We start from the raw sequence: 19,734 nt of genomic DNA on the forward strand, positions 1-19,734 counted from the left end.
GGCGTCGTCCACCATGGCCGGGCCATGGCCACACGAGCGCGGGAGCAAGGGCAGATGCCGGAAGCCGTTGACGTTGACAGCGACCTGTGGGTCCGCAGGTTCCACCCGGCCGTGGAGGCCAAGGCCCGCGTGGTGTGCTTCCCGCACGCCGGCGGCGCCGCGAGCGCCTTCCACGCCGTATCGGCCGCGCTGCACCCCGAGATCGAGGTGCTCAGCGTGCAGTATCCCGGCCGCCAGGACCGCCGCGCCGAGGAACCGTTCACCGATCTGCGGGCCCTCGCCGAGCTGGCGTTCCACGCCCTGCGGCCCTGGCGGGACGAGCCGCTGGCGCTGTTCGGGCACAGCATGGGCTCGGCCGTCGCCTTCGAGGTGGCGCTGCGCATGGCGGCCGAGGGCCGCCCGCCGAGCGTCCTGATCGCCTCCGGCCGCCGCGCCCCCGGGCTGACCGGCACGGAGGACGTGCACCTCAGGGACGACGACGGCATCATCGCCGAGCTGCGCACCCTCAGCGGCACCGACAGCCGGCTGCTCGACGACCCCGAGATGCGTGAGGCGCTGCTGCCCTCGATGCGCGCCGACTACCGGGCCATCGAGACCTACGTCGGTGCGCCGGACGCACGCCTTGCCGCGCCCATCGAGGTCTTCGTGGGCGACAGCGACAGCCAGGTGTCCCCCGAGATGGCGCAGGCGTGGGACCGGCACGCCGCGGGCCCCTTCGGTCTGCGGTGGTTCTCCGGCGGCCACTTCTACCTGACGACCCGGCACGCCGACTTCGTCGAGCAGCTCGCCGAGGTGGTGCGCGCACACGCCTGACCAGCCGTGGGGCGGCCCGGCCCGGTAGGGGGCGATAGGGGTGTGGCGGTCGCGCGCGGCAGTGGTGGAGTGCACGCATGAGCGAGCCCGAAGACCTCATTCCGAAGTCGGCAGACGGCGCGAAGGGCGGCGAGGTCGCCCTCTCCCAGCGCCTGGCCGCACTGCCCGGCACCGCGCGGGAGGACGTCCTCGTCGGCCTGGTGTGGACGCACACCGAGGCGGTCCTGGCGGCGATCGAGCAGGATCCGCCGGGCGGGGCCGGTGCGGACCTCACCTTCCAGTATCTGGGCTTCGACTCGCTGGCCGCGGTCGAGCTGCACGAGCGCCTGGCCGGTGCGACCGGCCTCGAGCTGCCGGTCACGCTCGTGTTCGACCATCCGACGCCGCGCGCCGTCGCGCGCTTCCTGGAGCGCGAGCTCCTCGGCGAGGCCGAGCCGGCCGCCCGCGCCACGCTCGCCGAGCGCGCGTCCGCGCCCGCCGACGAGCCCATCGCGATCGTCGGCATCGGCTGCCGCTACCCCGGCGGCGCCACCTCGCCCGACGGCCTGTGGCGGCTGGTCGACGAGGAGCGGCACGTGCTCTCCCCGCTGCCGAACGACCGCGGCTGGGACGTCGAGGGCATCTACGACCCCGATCCCGGCAAGGCCGGCAAGAGTTACGTGCGGCATGCCGCCTTCCTTGACTCAGCGGGCGAGTTCGACGCGGACTTCTTCGGCATCAGCCCCCGCGAGGCGACCGCGATGGACCCCCAGCAGCGGCTCGTCCTCGAACTGTGCTGGGAAGCCCTGGAGCACGGCGGCCTCGACCCGCACACCCTGCGCTCCAGCGCCACCGGTGTCTTCGTCGGCGCCGAGCCGCAGGAGTACGGCGTCCGCCTGCACGAGGCACCCGACGGCCTCGACGGCTACCTGCTCACCGGGACCGCGCCCAGCGTCGTCTCCGGCCGCGCCGCCTACGCGCTCGGTCTGGAGGGGCCCACCCTCACCGTCGACACCGCCTGTTCGGGGTCCCTCGTCGCCCTGCACCTGGCGTGCCAGTCGCTGCGTCAGGGCGAGTCGGCCCTGGCGCTCGCCGGCGGCGTCGCCGTCATGGGCAACCCCGGGGTGTTCACCGCGTTCAGCCGCCAGCGCGGGCTCGCCGCCGACGGCCGCTGCAAGCCGTTCGCCGCCGCCGCCGACGGCACCGGCTGGGGCGAGGGCGCCGGCGTACTCGTACTGGAACGCCTCAGCGACGCGCGCCGCAACGGGCACCGTGTGTGGGCCGTCATCCGCGGCTCCGCCATCAACCAGGACGGCGCCTCCAACGGTCTGACCGCCCCCAACGGCCCCTCCCAACAGCGCGTCATCGAGCAGGCGCTCGCCGCGGCCCGGCTCACGCCCGCCGACGTCGACGTGGTCGAGGCGCACGGCACCGGCACCACGCTCGGCGACCCGATCGAGGCCCAGGCGCTGCTCGCCACCTACGGCCAGGACCGGCCGCGGGACGGCGCACCGCTGTGGCTCGGCTCCCTCAAGTCCAACATCGGCCACACCCAGGCCGCCGCCGGTGTCGCCGGCGTCATCAAGATGGTCATGGCGCTGCGGGAGCGGCGGCTGCCCAGGTCGCTGCACATCGACTCCCCCACCCCGCACGTCGACTGGTCGGCCGGCGCCGTCGAGCTGCTGAGCGAGGCGCGTGCGTGGGAGCCGGGCGACCGGCCGCGCCGCGCCGGCGTCTCCTCGTTCGGCATCTCCGGCACCAACGCCCACCTCATCCTGGAGGAGGCTCCCGCCGACCGGCCGGCCGAGCAGGAGGAGAGCGAACTCCCTGCCGCCTCACTGCCGTTGACCCCTCTGGTTGTTTCCGCGCGGAGCCGTGACGCGCTGCGCGCCCAGGCGTCCGCGCTGCACGCGCACCTCACCGAGCGCGGCACCGGACTCGACGACGCCGGCCACGCCCTCGCCACCACCCGCACCGCCCTCGAAGAGCGCGCCGTCGTCCTCGCCGAGGACCGCGAGCACGCCCTGCGGGCGCTCGCCGCGCTCGCCGGCGGCCGGGACGACACACCGGGCCTGGTCACCGGCGACGAGTCGACGGCGCGCGGCAAGACCGCGTTCCTCTTCTCCGGTCAGGGCAGCCAACGCACCGGCATGGGCCGGGAGTTGTACGAGACGTTCCCCGTCTTCGCCGCCGCCCTGGACGCCGTGGCCGCCCAGCTCGACCCGATGCTGGAGCACCCGCTCAAGGAGGTGATGTGGCGCCAGGACGAACGGGAACGCCTGGAGCGCACCGAGTACACCCAGCCGGCGCTCTTCGCCTTCGAAGTGGCCCTGCACCGGCTGCTGGAGTCGTTCGGGCTGCGCCCCGACTACGTCGCCGGGCACTCCGTCGGTGAGATCGCCGCCGCCCACGTCGCCGGCGTGTTCTCCCTCGCGGACGCCGCCGTCCTGGTCAGTGCCCGCGCGCGATTGATGCAGCAACTCCCCCACGGGGGCGCCATGGTGGCCGTCGAGGCCACCGAGGAGACGGTGCGCGCGCTGCTCGGCGACCGCGCCGACGTGGCGATCGCCGCCGTCAACGGCCCGCGTTCGGTGGTGATCTCGGGCTCCGACGAGGCCGTCACCGAGCTCGCGGCGCGCGTCGAGGGCCGGACGGCCAGGCTGCGGGTCTCGCACGCCTTCCACTCACCGCTGATGGACCCGATGCTCGAGGAGTTCCGGCGCGTGGCCTCCGTACTGGAGTACGCGCCGCCGCGCACCGCGCTGGTCTCGAACGTCACCGGCGCGCTGGCCACGGCCGACGAGGTGTGCGACCCCGAGTACTGGGTGCGGCACGTGCGGGAAGCGGTGCGGTTCGGCGACGGCGTCCGGACGCTGCGGAACGCCGGCATCGCGCGCTTCGTCGAGGTCGGCCCCGACAGCACCCTCACGGCGATGGCCCGCGCCGTGCTCACCGCCGACGACGACACCCGAGCCTCGGCCGACGGAGACGCCCGCACCTCGCTCGGCGGAGACGCCCACGCCTCGCTCACGGGTGACGCCCGTTGCCTCGCGACGCTGCGCCGCGACCGGCCCGAGCCCGCCGAGCTGCTGACCGCGCTGGCCCGGGTCCACACGGCCGGCGGCACCGTCGACTGGAGCTCCGCGTTCGCCCGGCGCGGCGCGCCCGCCGTCGAACTGCCCACCTACGCCTTCCAGCGGCGCCACTACTGGCTGCGCGGCACCGACGTGCCGAAGGACACCACCGGCTTCGGCCAGACATCCGCAGGACACCCGCTGCTCGGCGCCGCCGTCGCCCTGCCCGGCACCGGCGGCATGGTGCTCACCGGCCGGCTCTCCGCCGCCCGGCACCCCTGGCTCGCCGACCACGCGATCCTCGACACCGTGCTGCTGCCCGGCACCGCGCTCGTCGAACTCGCCGCGCACGCCGGTGAACGCACCGGCTGCCCCACCGTCGAGGAACTGACCCTGCAGGCGCCGCTCGCGCTGCCCGAACACGGCGGGGTCGCCCTCCAGGTGACGGTCGGCGGCGCCGACGACAGCGGCCGCCGTACCGTCGAGATCTACTCACGGCCCGACGACACGTCCGCCGACGCGTCCGAGGACGCCGCAGCGGAGGCGCCCTGGGCGCTGCACGCCACCGGCGCCCTCGCCCCCGGCCTGCCCGCTGCCGCCGACGCTGCTTCCGGAGAGGGCGCTGCCTGGCCGCCGGCCGGTGCCGCCGCCGTCGACGTCACCGGCCTCTACGCCGGGCTCGCCGCCCAGGGCTACGGCTACGGCCCGGTCTTCCAGGGCGTACGCGCCGCCTGGCGGCTGGACGACAGCGTCTACGCCGAGGTCGCGCTGCCCCCCGAAGCCGCCGCCGAGGCGGCCGGGTTCGGGCTGCACCCCGCGCTGCTCGACGCGGCACTGCACAGCGCCGGGCTCCTGCACGGCGAGGTGCCGGAATCCGGTGCGGGGCAGGCGTCGGGCGAGGCCCGCGCCAGCATCCCGTTCGCCTGGACCGGCGTGCGGCTGCACGCCCGGGGCGCCACCACCGTGCGGGTGCGCGTCGCCCTCGTCGGCGACCAGGCCGGTGGCGAGTCGCTGACCCTGGAACTCACCGACCCCAACGGCGGCCCCGTCGCCTCCGTCGCCTCCCTGGTCTCCCGCCCGGTCCCCGCCGAGGCGCTGCGCGCCGACACGATGCCCCTCTACGCCGTCGCCTGGCAGCGGCACGCCGCCGTTCCCTCGGCCGCCCCGACCACGCCCTGGACGACCATCGAGACGGCAGCGGAGCTGACGCGGGATGACACACCCGAGCCCACATCCGCACCGGTGCCGGCCTCGGCACCGGCACTGGCGTCCGTACCCGGTCTCCACCTCGTCGACTGCCATCCCGCGCCGGAGGGCACCACGCCGGAACGGCTGCGTGCCGCAACGACCCGCACCCTCGCGCTGCTCCAAGCGTGGACAGCCGTCGAACGGCCCGCCGGTTCCCGGCTCGTGCTGATCACCCGGGGCGCCATGGCCGCCGTGCCCGGCGACCCGCCCGTCGACCCGGCGGCCGCCGCCGTATGGGGCCTGGTCCGCTCCGCGCAGGCCGAACACCCCGGCGCGTTCCTCCTCGTCGACGACACCGCGGGCCGCCCCACCCGTCCCGAACGGATCGCCGCCGCCGTGCTCGCCACCGAACACGCCACCGGCGACACGGAGTGGGCGCTGCGCGACGACGCCGTATGGCTGCCGCGCGCCGCCCGGCTGCCGGCCCCGGTGCCCGAGACGCCCGCCGCCTTCGATTCCACCGGAACCGTGCTCATCACCGGCGGCACCGGCGGGCTCGGCGCCCTGGTCGCCCGGCACCTGGTCACGGAACACGGCGTCCGCCACCTGCTGCTCGCCAGCCGCAGCGGCGACCAGGCGGCCGGCGCGGCCGAACTGCACGCGCAGCTGGCCGCGTCGGGCGCCCAGGTCACCATCGCCGCCTGCGACGTCGCCGACCGCGCGGCGCTCGCCTCGCTGCTCGACGCCATCCCCGACGAACACCCGCTGACCGGTATCGTCCACACGGCAGGCGTGCTCGACGACGCGCTGCTCGCCGGGCTCACCCCCGAGCGCCTCGACACCGTCCTGCGCGCCAAGGCAGACGCCGCCTGGCACCTGCACGAGCTCACGGACCGGTACACCCTGTCGGCATTCGTCCTCTTCTCGTCCGCCGCCGGACTCCTCGACGCCCCCGGGCAGGGCAACTACGCCGCCGCCAACGCGTTCCTCGACGCACTCGCCCACCACCGCCGCGCCCTCGTCCTCCCGGCCCAGGCACAGGTGTGGAGCGCGTGGACCGGGGACCACGGCATGGCCGCCAAGCTGACGACGGCCGAGGCGCACCGCATCGACCGGCAGGGCCTGACCGCCCTCTCCCCCACTGACAGCCTCGCCCTCTTCGACCGCGCGCTGGCCGCCGACGACACCCCGGTGGCGCTGACCGTGCGGATCAACGCCGGAGCCGTGCGGGCCCGGCCCGACGGCGTGCCGCCGCTGCTGCGCGCCCTCGTCAGGCCCGCGCCGCGCCGCGTCGCCGACGGCGGCCCGGCCAGCGCCGCCGATGCGCACGCCGTGGAGGCGACGGCGGCAGGCACCCCGTCCAGCTCCTCGTCCGGCTCCCCGTTCGCCCGGCGTCTCGCCGAACTGGCCCCGGCCGAACGGGAACGTCACGTCCTGGAGCTGGTCCGTTCCCGGGTCGCCACCGTCCTCGGGCACGAGGGCGCGGAGGCCATCGCGCCGTCCCGCGCGTTCCAGGAGCTGGGCTTCGACTCACTGGCCGCCGTCGAACTGCGCAACCTGCTGAACACCGCGACCGGCCTGCGGCTGCCGCCCACCCTGGTCTTCGACCACCCCAACTCCAGCGCGCTCGCCCGCCACCTCCTGCACAGCGCCGTCGGCAACGCGCCGGTACCGGCAACCACCGTCAGCACGCGGCCCGTTGACGACGAGCCGCTGGCCATCGTCGGCATGAGCTGCCGCTTCCCCGGCGGCGTCACCTCGCCCGAGGAGCTGTGGCGGCTGGTCGCCGAGGAACGCGACGGCATCTCCACGTTCCCCGACAACCGCGGCTGGCGCACCGCCGAGCTGTACGCCCCGGAGCCGGGCACCCCCGGCAAGAGCCTGACCCGCGAGGGCGGATTCCTCCACGAGGCGGACCGGTTCGACGCGGACTTCTTCGGCATCAGCCCGCGCGAGGCCCTCGCCATGGACCCCCAGCAGCGACTGCTCCTCGAAACGTCGTGGGAGGCGTTGGAGCGCGCCGGCATCGATCCGCTGTCGGTCCGCGGCAGCCGGACCGGCGTCTTCGCCGGCGTCATGTACCACGACTGGGGCAGCACCCGGCTCGGCCACGTCTCCGAGGAACTCGCCGGCTACCTCGGCAACGGCAGCCTCGCCAGCGTGGTCTCCGGCCGGGTCGCCTATGCCCTCGGCCTCGAAGGTCCCGCCGTCACCGTCGACACCGCTTGCTCCTCCTCGCTGGTCGCCCTGCACTGGGCGATCCAGGCGCTGCGCAGCGGAGAGTGCTCCCTCGCCCTGGCGGGCGGCGTCACGGTGATGTCCACGCCCGACACGTTCGTCGACTTCAGCCGCCAGCGCGGCCTGTCGCCCGACGGCCGCTGCAAGGCGTTCTCCGGCGCCGCCGACGGCGTCGGCTGGGGCGAGGGCGTCGGCGTACTGGTCGTGGAGCGGCTGTCGGACGCGCGCCGCAACGGCCACGAAGTGCTCGCGGTCGTACGCGGGTCCGCCGTCAACCAGGACGGCGCTTCCAACGGTCTGACGGCCCCCAACGGCCCCTCGCAGCAGCGCGTCATCGAACAGGCCCTCGCCACGGCGGGCCTCACCGCCGCCGACGTGGACGTGGTCGAGGGCCACGGGACCGGGACGACGCTGGGTGACCCGATCGAGGCGCAGGCGCTGCTCGCGACGTACGGGCAGGAGCGCCCGGAGAGTGGCGAGCCGCTGTGGCTGGGCTCGCTGAAGTCCAACATCGGACACGCGCAGGCCGCCGCCGGTGTGGGCGGCATCATCAAGATGGTCATGGCGATGCGCAATGGCGTCTTGCCGAAGACCCTGCATGTCGATGAGCCGTCGCCGCATGTGGACTGGTCGGCGGGTGCGGTGGAGTTGCTGGCCGAGGCGCGGGAGTGGTCGCGTCAGGGGCGGCCGCGTCGTGCGGGTGTCTCGTCGTTCGGGCTGAGTGGGACGAATGCGCATGTGATCGTGGAGGAGGCACCGGAGGCTGCCTCGGCCTCGGATGATGTGCCCGAGGTGGCTCCTGAGCCGGTCGCGGTGCCGTGGGTGGTCTCGGGCCGGTCGGCGGACGCGCTGCGGGCGCAGGCCGGGCAGCTGGCTTCCTTCGTACGGGAGCGGCCTGAGCTGACCCCGGTCGAGGTCGGCCACGCGTTGGCGACCACCCGCGCGGCACTGGAGCACCGTGCGGTGGTCGTGGGCGGTGACCGCGAGGCGCTGCTGCGGGAACTGGACGATGTGGCGCTCGGGACCAGCGGTGGCGCGGCGATCGACGACGCCGTCGGGCGGACGGCGTTCGTGTTCTCGGGGCAGGGATCGCAGCGTCCGGGTATGGGGCGGGAGTTGTACGACTCGTTCCCGGTGTTCGCGGCCGCCTGGGATGAGGTTCTGGGGCTGCTGGATCTGCCGCTACGAGAGGTCATCTGGCCGGAAGAGGGAGTCACGACCCCGCTCGACCAGACCTTGTATACGCAGACGTCCGTGTTCGCCTTCGAAGTGGCCCTCTACCGGCTGCTGGAGTCCTTCGGGCTGCGGCCCGACTACGTGGCCGGGCACTCCATCGGCGAGCTGGCCGCCGCACACGTGGCCGGAGTGCTCTCGCTCGAAGACGCCGTCACACTGGTGGGAGCGCGAGCCCGGCTGATGCAGGCGCTGCCCGAGGGCGGCGCGATGATCTCCCTCGCCACCGATGAGACGACTGTGCGCGAGCTGATCGGTGACCGCGAGGACGTCACGATCGCGGCGGTCAACGCGGCCCGCTCGGTGGTGATCTCGGGCGCCGAAGACGCGGTGGTGAAGGTCGCGGCAAAGTTCGACGGCAAGACGAACCGGCTCAGGGTCTCCCACGCCTTCCACTCCCCGTTGATGGACCCCGTGCTCGACGAGTTCCGTGCCGTGGCTTCGAAGGTCAGCTTCCAGGCCCCGACGATTCCGCTGGTCTCCACCGTCACCGGCGACCTCGTCGCGGCGGACACGATGACTGACCCCGCGCACTGGACAGACCAGGTGCGCGGAACAGTCCGCTTCGCAGACGCCGTGACCACCCTCCAAGGGCAAGGTGTCGGCACCTTCATCGAGGTCGGCCCCCAGCCCGTCCTCACCCCCCTCATCGACGACGCCATCCCCACCCAGCGCCGGGACAACCACGAAACCGCCAACCTCCTCCGAGCCCTCGGCACCCTCCACACCCAAGGCCGGACCATACGCTGGCAGGCCGCCTTCCCCACCACCCCGAACCAGCCCATCGACCTGCCCACCTACGCCTTCCAACACAAGCGCTACTGGATCGACGCCGTCGCCGCCACCGGCGACCCCGCCGGACTCGGGCAGGAGGCGGCGGGGCACCCCATGCTCGGTGCGGCGGTCGTGCTGCCCTCCTCCGGTGGCATGGTGCTCACGGGCCGGCTGGCCGGTGACACACAGACGTGGATCGCCGACCACGCGGTGCACGGCACCACCATCCTGCCGGGCACCGGCTTCGTCGAACTGGCCCTGTACGCCGGCGCCCGTGTCGACTGCCCCGCACTCGAAGAGCTGACCAGCCACGCCCCGCTCACTCTCTCCGCGGGCGGTGCGGCGGCCGTGCAGGTCGTGGTGGGCGGAGCGGACGGCGCCGGACGCAGGACCGTGGAGATCCACGCACGTCCGGAGACGCGGGACACCACCGCCGACCCGGCCGCCGGGTGGACCCTCCACGCCTCGGGGACGCTGGTCCCACAGGGGCGCGCGGCGGACTTCGACCTGACGCAGTGGCCGCCGCCGGGCGCGACCCCCATCGAGGTGGGTGACGCCTATGCGCGGCTGGCCGAGCGCGGTTACGGATACGGCCCCGCGTTCCAGGGGCTTCGGGCCGCCTGGCAGCGCGGTGACGACATCTTCACCGAGGCGGCCTTCGCCCCGGAGGCCGGGGAGGACGCCTCCCGTTACGTGCTGCATCCGGCGCTGTTGGACGCCGCCATGCACGCGGACCTCCTGGACGACGAGGACGGTCCGACCCTGCTCCCGTTCTCCTGGACCGGAGTGACGTCCCACGCGCCCGGCGCCAGCGACCTGCGGATGTGGATCTCCCGGATCAGGGGCGCCGAGGTCTCCGAGATGCGGATCGCGGACGGCACCGGGCAGCCGGTCGCCACCGTGGAGTCGCTGGTCTCGCGCCCGGTGGACCGCGAACGGCTGGCACGCGACAGCGCGAGGACCGGAGGCGACCCGCTCTACCAGGTGCGGTGGAGCACGCCCGCCTCGCCCTTCGGGCAGCCGGCCGGCGAGTGGGTCGTACTGGGTGAGGCCGGGGCGGAGTTGGCCGGGCACAGCGCACAACTCCCGGACTTGGTTGCCCTGTTGGCGCGCCTTGATACGGAAGCGGCCCCCGAGGTCGTGGTTCACGTGGTCACGACCGTGGACAGCGGTACGGGCGACAGCGGTACGGGCACCGACGGCACAGGTGACGGTGATGGGCTGCCGGATCGGACCCTCGCCGTAACCCAGCGGACCTTGGCGCTGCTGCGCGACTGGCTGGCCGAGCCCCGGCTGGCCTCGACCCGCCTTGTCGTGCTGACCAGGAACGCCGTTCAGGTCGAGACGGCGGACGGCGGTGGCGCGGGGATCGACCTCGTGCAGTCCCCCGTCTGGGGTCTGGTGCGGGCGGCGGCGGAGGAGAACCCGGGCCGGTTCACCGTACTGGACATCGACGACACCGAGGCGTCGGCACGCGCGGTGCCGGCGGCCCTGGCCTCGCAGGCGCCGGAAGCCGCGCTGCGCGCCGGGCGCGTGCATCTGCCGGGGCTGGCTCGCGTCCAGGAGACCGGGCGTGCCGCGCAGGAGGAGCAGGTGTTGCGCCCGGACGGCACGGTCCTGGTGACCGGCGGCACGGGCGGCCTGGGCGCGCTGGTGGCGCGCCATCTGGTGACCGAGCACGGCGTACGCCACCTCGTGCTCACCAGCCGCCGCGGCGAGAAGGCACCGGGGGCTGCCGAACTCGCAGGCGAACTGGCTGCATTGGGTGCTCGGGTCACCGTCGCTGCCTGCGATGTCGCCGACCGCGATGCCGTGACAGCCGTCCTCGATGCCATCCCCGCCGACCACCCCCTGACCGGCGTGGTCCACGCGGCCGGGGTCGCGGACAGCGCGACGATCGGCAACCTGACCGAGCAGCAGACCGAACGGGTGCTGCGCCCCAAGGTGGACGGTGCCTGGCATCTGCACGAGCTGACCAGGGAACTCGACCTGTCCGCGTTCATCCTGTTCTCCTCTGCCGGCGGGCTCGTCCTCGCCGCCGGACAGGCCAACTACGCGGCCGCCAACGTCTTCCTCGACGCCCTCGCCCACCACCGTCACGGCCTCGGCCTCCCCGGCACCTCCATCGCGTGGGGGCTGTGGAACGAGAACACCGGCCTGGGCGGCGAGTTGGGCGACGAGGACCTGCGCCGCATGGCGCGGCTCGGGCTGCCCGCCTGGGAGGTGGAGCCCGGCCTCGCCGTCTTCGACCGGGCGCTGACTGCCGGCGTCCCCGCGCCCGTCGCGGTGCGCGTCGACACGGCGGCGCTGCGGGCCCGCGGCGACCGGGTACCGGCGCTGCTGCGCGGCCTCGCCGGAAACCGTGGCACGCCGGCCGCGACCGCCACCGCTCCTCAGGCTGTCGCGTCCCCGTTGGCCGAACGGCTTGCCGGGCTCACCGAGTCCGAGGGCGACCGGCTCCTGCTCGACCTGGTGCGCGGCCAGGTCGCCGCCGTGCTCGGGCACGACGGTGTGGCGGCGATCGAACCGGGGCGTGCGTTCCGGGAGTTGGGCTTCGACTCGCTGGCCGCCGTCGAACTGCGCAACGCGCTCACCACCGCGACCGGCGTCACCCTGCCCGCCACCCTGGTCTTCGACCACCCCAACACGCGGGCCGTCGTCGACCTGCTGAAGCCGAAACTCATGGGCACCACCGACACCGCCACCCCGCGTGCGGCGGCCTCGGTGTCGGCGGCGCATGCCGACGAGCCGATCGCCATCGTCGGCATGAGCTGCCGCTACCCCGGCGGCGTGACCAGCCCCGAGGACCTGTGGCAGCTGGTGGTGAACGGGACCGACGCGGTCGCGGACTTCCCCACCGACCGCGGCTGGGACATCGCAGGGCTGTACGCACCGGAGCCGGCGGACAACCGGATCTACACGCGCGAGGGTGGATTCCTGCGCGGCGGAACGGAGTTCGATCCCGACTTCTTCGGCATCGGCCCGCGGGAAGCCCTCGGTATGGACCCGCAGCAGCGGCTGCTGCTCGAGACGTCCTGGGAGGCGTTGGAGCGCGTCGGCATCGACCCGCAGTCGATCCGCGGCAGCCAGACGGGCGTCTTCACCGGCGTCATGTACGACGACTACGGCACCCGCCTCGGTGACCGGGTACCGGCCGACGTCGCCGGCTACCTCGGCAACGGCAGCGCGATCAGCATCCTCTCCGGACGTGTCGCGTACACCTTCGGCTTCGAGGGCCCGACCATGTCGGTGGACACGGCCTGCTCGTCCTCCTCGGTGGCCCTGCACCTGGCGGCCCAGTCCCTGCGGGGTGGCGAGTGCTCGCTCGCCCTCGCGGGCGGCGTGACGTTCCTCTCCACCACGGACGTCTTCGTCGACTTCAGCCGCCAGCGCGGCCTGTCGCCCGACGGCCGCTGCAAGGCGTTCTCCGGCGCAGCCGACGGCGTCGGCTGGGGGGAAGGCGTCGGCGTACTGGTCCTGGAACGGTTGTCGGACGCGCGGCGCAACGGCCATGAGGTGCTGGCCGTCATCCGCGGCTCGGCGGTCAACCAGGACGGCGCATCGAACGGCCTGACCGCCCCCAACGGACCCTCCCAACAGCGCGTGATTCGCGCTGCGTTGGAGAGCGCGCGCCTGTCGGCGGCCGATGTGGACGTGGTCGAGGGGCATGGGACCGGGACGACGCTGGGTGATCCGATCGAGGCGCAGGCGCTGCTCGCGACGTACGGGCAGGAGCGGCCCGAGGGCGGTGAGCCGCTGTGGCTTGGCTCGCTGAAGTCGAACATCGGACACGCGCAGGCCGCCGCCGGGGTCGGCGGGATCATCAAGATGGTCATGGCAATGCGGCACGGTGTCATGCCGCGCACCCTGCATGTCGATGAGCCGTCGCCGCATGTGGACTGGTCGGCGGGCGCGGTGGAACTGTTGACGGAGGCGCGGGAGTGGTCGCGTCAGGGGCGGCCTCGCCGTGCGGGTGTCTCGTCGTTCGGACTGAGTGGGACGAATGCGCATGTGATCGTGGAGGAGGCGCCGGAAGCCGCCTCGGCCTCGGATGAGGTGGCCGAGGCGGCTCCTGAGCCGGTCGCGGTGCCGTGGGTGGTGTCGGGCCGGTCGGCGGACGCGCTGCGGGCGCAAGCTGGGCGGCTGGTTTCCTTCGTACGGGAGCGGCCTGAGCTGACCCCGGTGGAGGTCGGGCACGCGTTGGTGTCGACCCGGGCGTCGTTCGAGCACCGGGCTGTGGTGGTCGGCGGGGACCGGGAGACGCTGCTGCAGGAGCTGGAAGCCGTGGCCGTGGACGGTGCTGAGCGGCAAGTGGGCTTGGCTTCGGATCCGGTGGCGTTCGTATTCTCCGGGCAAGGGTCCCAACGCCCGGGTATGGGCCGGGAGTTGTATGACTCCTTCCCGGTGTTCGCGGCCGCCTGGGATGAGATTCTCGAACTGCTGGACCTGCCGCTACGAGAGGTCATCTGGCCCGAAGAGGGCATTCAGTCCCCGCTCGACCAGACCTTGTACACGCAGACGTCGGTGTTCGCCTTCGAAGTGGCCCTGTACCGGCTGCTGGAGTCCTTCGGACTGCGGCCCGACTACGTGGCCGGTCACTCCATCGGTGAACTGGCCGCCGCACACGTGGCCGGAGTGCTCTCGCTCGAAGACGCCGTAACACTGGTGGCCGCGCGAGCCCGGCTGATGCAGGCACTGCCCGAGGGCGGCGCCATGATCTCCCTCGCCACCGACGAGGCGACCGTGCGCGAACTCATCGGCGACCGCGAGGACGTCACCATCGCGGCGGTCAACGCAGCCCGTTCAGTGGTGATTTCGGGCGCCGAGCACGCGGTGGTGGAGGTCGCGGCACAGTTCGACGGCAAGACGAACCGGCTCAGGGTCTCCCACGCCTTCCACTCGCCGTTGATGGACCCGATGCTCGACGAGTTCCGTGAGATCGCCTCGCGGATCAGCTTCCAGGCCCCGACGATCCCGCTGGTCTCCACCGTCACCGGTGACCTGGTCGCGGCGGACACGATGACTGACCCCTCGTACTGGACAGGCCAGGTCCGCGGAACCGTCCGCTTCGCGGACGCCGTGAGCACCCTCCACCAGCAGGGCGCCACCACCTTCCTCGAGGTCGGCCCCCAGCCCGTCCTCACCCCACTCATCGACGAGGCCATCCCCACTCAGCGCCGGGACGACCACGAAACCGCCAACCTCCTGCGCGCCCTCGGCACCCTCCACACCCAAGGCCGGACCATACGCTGGCAGGCCGCCTTCCCCACCACCCCCAACCGGCCCATCGACCTCCCCACCTACGCCTTCCAACACAAGCGCTACTGGATCGACGCCGTCGCCGCCACCGGCGACCCCGCCGAGCTGGGGCAGGCGTCGGCCACGCATCCGTTGCTCGGGGCGGCGGTTGCCCTGCCCGGTATGGACGGTGTGGTGTTGACCGGCCGGCTCGCCGCCGGTTCCCAGTCGTGGCTCGGTGACCATCGGATTCTCGGCGCGACGATCCTGCCGGGTACGGCCCTGGTCGACCTGGCGGTGCACGCCGGTGAGCAGATGGGGTGCCCGGTGATCGACGAGCTGACCCTTGAGGTGCCGCTACCGGTCCCCGAGGAGGACGTGCTGGACCTCCAGGTGAGCGTGGGTGCGGCAGACGGTTCCGGGCAGCGTGGCGTGGAGATCCACTCCCGGTCGGCGGCCGCGACCGCCGGCCCGGGCAGCGGTTGGACCCGTCACGCCGTCGGCGTCCTCGCCCCGGCTCACGACGACGAGATGTCACCGGTCGAAGCGACCTGGCCGCCCGAGGGGGCCACGCCGGTCGCCATCGGCACCATGTATGAGGAGCTGGCTGCCGCCGGCTACGACTACGGCCCGCAGTTCCGAGCCGTGCGCGCGATCTGGCAGCACGGGGATGACGTCTACGGCGAGATCGCCCTGCCCGAGGACGCGGTCGGCGCGGAGTCGTTCGGTGTTCATCCGGCGCTCCTTGACGCGGCGTTGCACCTGATCGACTTCCTTCCCGGCAGCAAGGGCGATGACGAGACGCGCATTCCGTTCGCGTGGAGCGGGGTCCGCTTCCACGGGGCCGGGCCGCGTGCGCTTCGGGTGCGGATGAGTGCGGTCGGCGCCGGGGGTGGCGCGGTTTCTCTCGCCATCACCGACGCGTCCGGTGCGCCGGTGGCTTCCATCGCCTCGCTCGCTCTGCGACCCGTGACGCCCGCGCAGTTGGGTGCCGGCCCGCAGTCCCTGTACCGGATGGACTGGACGGCCGTGCCGCTGGAGGCCGCCGCCGGGGTGACCGCCCACGCCGTGCCGGACCGGCTCGTCAATCTGGCGACGGTGCTTGGCCGGTCGGGTCCGGTCGGCGTCGACGAACTGGTGACGTATCGGGTGCACGCGGACGAGGCCGGGGCCGGGGCCTCGGCGGAAGAGGATGGGCTGCCCACGGCGGTCGGCCGGAGCGTCGTCGAGGTGCTGGACGCGCTGCGTTCCTGGCTCGCCGAGGAGCGGTTCGACGGTCGGCTGGTCGTGGTGACGCGCGATGCCGTACGGGCTGCGGGCGAGGCCGAAGACGGCGTGCTCGACCTGGTCCAGGCCCCGATATGGGGGCTGGTGCGGGCCGCGCAGGCGGAGAACCCGGGCCGGTTCGTGGTGATCGACGTGGACGGTTCGCAGGAGTCGGAGCGCGCCCTGGCCGCAGCGGTTGCGACCGGGGAGCCCGAGCTGGCGCTCCGCCGCGGCCGGGCGCTGGTCCCCCGCCTGAGCAGGTCCGCCAGGCCCGCCGGCGCGGAGAGCGCGGGCCCCGAGTGGGACGCCGACGGCACCGTGCTCGTGACCGGCGGGCTCGGCGGGCTCGGCCGCCTGGTGGCGCGCCATCTCGTGACCGAGCACGGCGTGCGGCACCTGGTGCTCACCGGCCGCCGCGGCGAGAAGACACCCGGCGCGCACGAACTGGTCGAAGAGCTGGCCGAGTTGGGTGCTCGGGTCACTGTCGCCGCCTGCGATGTCGCTGATCGCGACGCCGTCGCCGCCGTCCTCGATGCCGTCCCCGCCTCCCATCCGCTCACCGGCGTCGTCCACGCAGCCGGGGTGATGGACAACGGGATACTGGCGGACCAGACCCCGGAGCGCGTGAGTCAGGTGCTGCGGGCGAAGGTGGACGGCGCCTGGCATCTGCACGAGCTGACCAGGGAACTCGACCTGTCCGCGTTCGTCCTGTTCTCCTCCGTCGGCGGGCTGATCCTCGCCGCCGGGCAGGCCAACTACGCGGCCGCCAACGTCTTCCTCGACGCCCTCGCCCACCGTCGCCACGCCCAAGGCTTGCCCGCGGTTTCCGTGGCCTGGGGGCTGTGGGAGGGCACCGCGGGGGCCGACGAGGGAACCAGGGCGGTCGACGCCGGCCGGATCGGCAGGCTCGGCGTGCGGGAGCTGTCGGCCGAGAAGGGGCTGGCGCTCTTCGACGCGGCGTTGGCCTCGGGCGAGGCGATGTCCGTGCCGGTCTCGCTCGACCTGGCGGCGCTGCGTTCTCGTACGGACGAACTGCCCGCGGTTCTACGGGGGTTCGTGCCAGCCGCGCACCCTTCGGGTCAGGACCAGGGCCAGGGCCAGGGGCTGTCGGTCTCGGGCGGCACCGCCAGTACCACTGCCGGTACGGCGGAGGCGTCCGAGGACACCCGCACGCTGGCCGAACAGCTCGCGGAGCTGACGTGGGAGGACGCGGGCCGCGCTCTGGTGCGGCTGGTGAGGACCCACGTCGCCGCGGTGCTCGGGCACGACGGGCCGGACGCGGTCGCTCCCGAACGCGGTCTGCTGGAGCTGGGCCTCGACTCGCTCGCGGCGCTTGAACTCCGCAACCGGCTCAGCGGTGCCACGGGCGAACGGCTGCCCGCCACGCTCATCTACGACTACCCGAGCGCGGACTCCATCGCCGACTACCTGCGGCTCGAGATCGTCGGCGCGGAGCCTACGACGAGCGCCGTGGCAGAGATGGAGGAGGAACTGGCCAGGCTGGAGTCGGTGATGCTCGACGCGCGGCCGGACGACGCCGAGGCGGCCCGGATCGGGTCCCGACTGCGGGCACTGGTCTCGCAGTGGTCGGAGCGGCACCACGGTGCGGACGACGTGAGCGAGGAGGACGAGGCGCTGGCGGCGGCCACCGCCGACGAGCTGTTCGACCTGTTGGACGAAGAGTTGAACGACCGCTGATCAGCACCATCGAGCCACCGCCCTGAGCCGGCGGGTGGCCGGCGCCGCTTCCCCCGCGGCGTCCGGTCACCCGCCGGTTCGTTGCGTGGGGGTACTCCGTGGGGTGGGTGAGGGTCGGGGGCGTGCGGTCGGTTACGTACGCGGTTGCGGTGGCGTACGTAGTGCGATGCCGGTACGTGGTGCGGTGCCGGTACGTGAGAGTGGCCGCCGTCCTCGCGGAACGAGAACGGGCGGCCGTTCACCGCGCGGTTTCGCGCGAGGAGTCGGCCGCCCGAATGAGGCGTTGTGGTGGGCGGCGGGAGGGGGGCCTCCCGCCGCCGCAGGTTCAGTTGTCGAGCGAGGCGAACCAGGAGGAGATGATCCCGGCCGTCTGGGGGGCCTCCGACTCCACCATGGTCAGGTGGTCGCCATCCAGTTCCCGGACGGTGTGCACGGTGTCCCAGGTGGCGCGCCAGCGGTCGGACTCGGCACCCGTGTCCTCGCCACCGGCCCACCGCGTAGGACGGATGAACAGCACAGGCGCCGCCACCGCGTCCACGTCGCGGCCCTCCATCAGGTCGCCGTACCAGGCCATCGCGGAGAGCCGAGCAGTGGTGAACGGCCCGAACAGCTCCTCCCGGTCGAACATGCCGTCGAACATCTCGGCGACCAGAGCGCTGAGGTCCTGCGTCTTCGGGTGGTAGGTGTCGAGCAGTACGACGGCGGCAGGCCGCGCCCCCGCCTCCTCCAGGTGCCGCGCCACGGCGTGCGCGAAGACACCGCCCGCCGAGTAACCGGCCAGTGCGAACGGCCGGTCGCCGGCGGCCCGTCGAATCTGTTCGGCGCACCCCACGACCACGGTGTCGAACGACTCCGGCAGGCTGGTGTTGTCCGCGAACCCGGGCAGCGGAACGGCCGTCACGTCCATCGTTTCGCGCAGGCTCGACGCCAGGCGTACGAACTGGTGCGCGCCGCCCATCGCCCCTGGCGACGGCAGGCAGAACAGCGTCGGTCCGGGCGCCCCTTCCGTGAGCCGGACGAGTGCGGGCAGCTCGGGCGGGCTCTCGGGGTTCGCCTCGTTCGCGGGCTGCACGGCGAAGGTGGGCCGCAGCGAGGCGACCGCCCGCAGCAGGTTGAGCCCTTCGACGAGCTTCCCCTGGCGCAGGCCTTCCTGGAAGAGCGCGTTCAGCGACTCCGACGGCAGGCTCCCCGCGGCGCCGCCCCTCTGCTGCCCGCCCGGACCGCCATCGGCGGCCGATGACGCGCCGGACGCGGCGGAGCCTCCGGACGCGGCTGCCGAATAGCCGAAGTGGCCACGGAACTCGACCAGCAGCTGCGCGCTCAACGCCCGTGTCGTCGGGTGGTCGAAGACGATCGTGGCCGGCAGCGGCACGGTGGTCACCGACTTCAGCCGGTTGCGGAGCTCGACGGCACCGAGGGAGTCGAGCCCCATCTCCAGGAACGCCCGTTCCGGGTCGATCGCCGCCGGGCTCGCGTGGCCGAGTACGGCGGCGAGATGACCACGGACCAGTTCCGTCACAAGGTCGGCACGCTCCTCCTCCGCCAACCCTGCCAGCCGTTCACCGAACGCGGGGCCCGCGTCCTCCTGCCCCGACGGCCCCGGGCGCGCCCCGGCAGCGGCGGCCCGCCGGGCGGGCTCGCGCACCAGGCTGCGCAGCTTGTGCGGTATCGCCGGGCCCCGCTGCCGCAGGGCGGCGGAGTCCATCCGGGCGAGGAACAGCGCTGGCGTGTCGGTGAGTTGGGTGGCGGTGTCGAGGAGGGCGAGTCCTTCGTCGGGGCGCAGGGCGGTCATGCCCCAGCGGCGGATGCGTTCGACGTCGGTGTCGGAGAGGCCTTGGATCATTCCGTCGGCTTCGTCCCACAGGCCCCAGGCGAGGGCGTGGGCAGGGAGGCCTGCGGCGGCGCGGTGGGAGGCGAGTCCGTTGAGGAACTGGTTCGCTGCCGCGTAGTTTCCCTGGCCCGGACCGTCCACGAGGCTCGAGGAGGACGAGAACAGTACGAACGCGCTCAGGTCGAGGTCGCGGTCGCGGGTCAGTTCGTGCAGATGCCAGGCGGCGTCCGCCTTCGGCGCGAAGACCGTGTTCAGTCGCTCCGGGGTGAGGTCACTGACGAATGCGTTGTCGGCGATTCCGGCGGCATGGACCACGCCCCGCAAGGGGACCTGCAGCCCGTCCAGGACCTTCGCCAGCGCGGCACGATCGGACACGTCACAGGCCTCGACGGTGACGGTCGC

Annotated in this window: 3 protein-coding genes; 2 read left to right on the plus strand and 1 reads right to left on the minus strand. The window is 73.4% G+C overall.

Annotation, left to right across the window (positions count from 1 at the left end):
* The first annotated feature begins 54 nt into the window (after window positions 1-54).
* Both ACZ56E_RS36335 and ACZ56E_RS36340 read left to right on the plus strand, forming a co-directional pair.
* Window positions 55-813 carry a thioesterase II family protein gene (locus ACZ56E_RS36335; protein ID WP_471220997.1) on the plus strand — a complete coding sequence of 253 codons (759 nt, stop codon included), beginning with the start codon at window positions 55-57 and terminating at the stop codon, window positions 811-813.
* A gap of 77 nt (window positions 814-890) precedes the next feature.
* A complete protein-coding gene (locus tag ACZ56E_RS36340; protein WP_471220999.1) occupies window positions 891-17,501 on the plus strand; it encodes a type I polyketide synthase in 16,611 nt (5,536 codons plus the stop codon).
* A gap of 325 nt (window positions 17,502-17,826) precedes the next feature.
* Here the strand turns inward: ACZ56E_RS36340 and ACZ56E_RS36345 are convergent.
* The coding region (locus tag ACZ56E_RS36345; RefSeq protein WP_471221001.1) for an alpha/beta fold hydrolase at window positions 17,827-19,734 on the minus strand (1,908 nt) is incomplete at its 5' end.

It is taken from the genome of Streptomyces sp. NPDC039480, from assembly GCF_055597165.1.

Coding starts and splice junctions, on each gene's coding strand:
- ACZ56E_RS36335 (WP_471220997.1), top strand. CDS start 55: ATGCCGGAAGCCGTTGACGTTGACAGCGACCTGTGGGTCCGCAGGTTC.
- ACZ56E_RS36340 (WP_471220999.1), top strand. CDS start 891: ATGAGCGAGCCCGAAGACCTCATTCCGAAGTCGGCAGACGGCGCGAAG.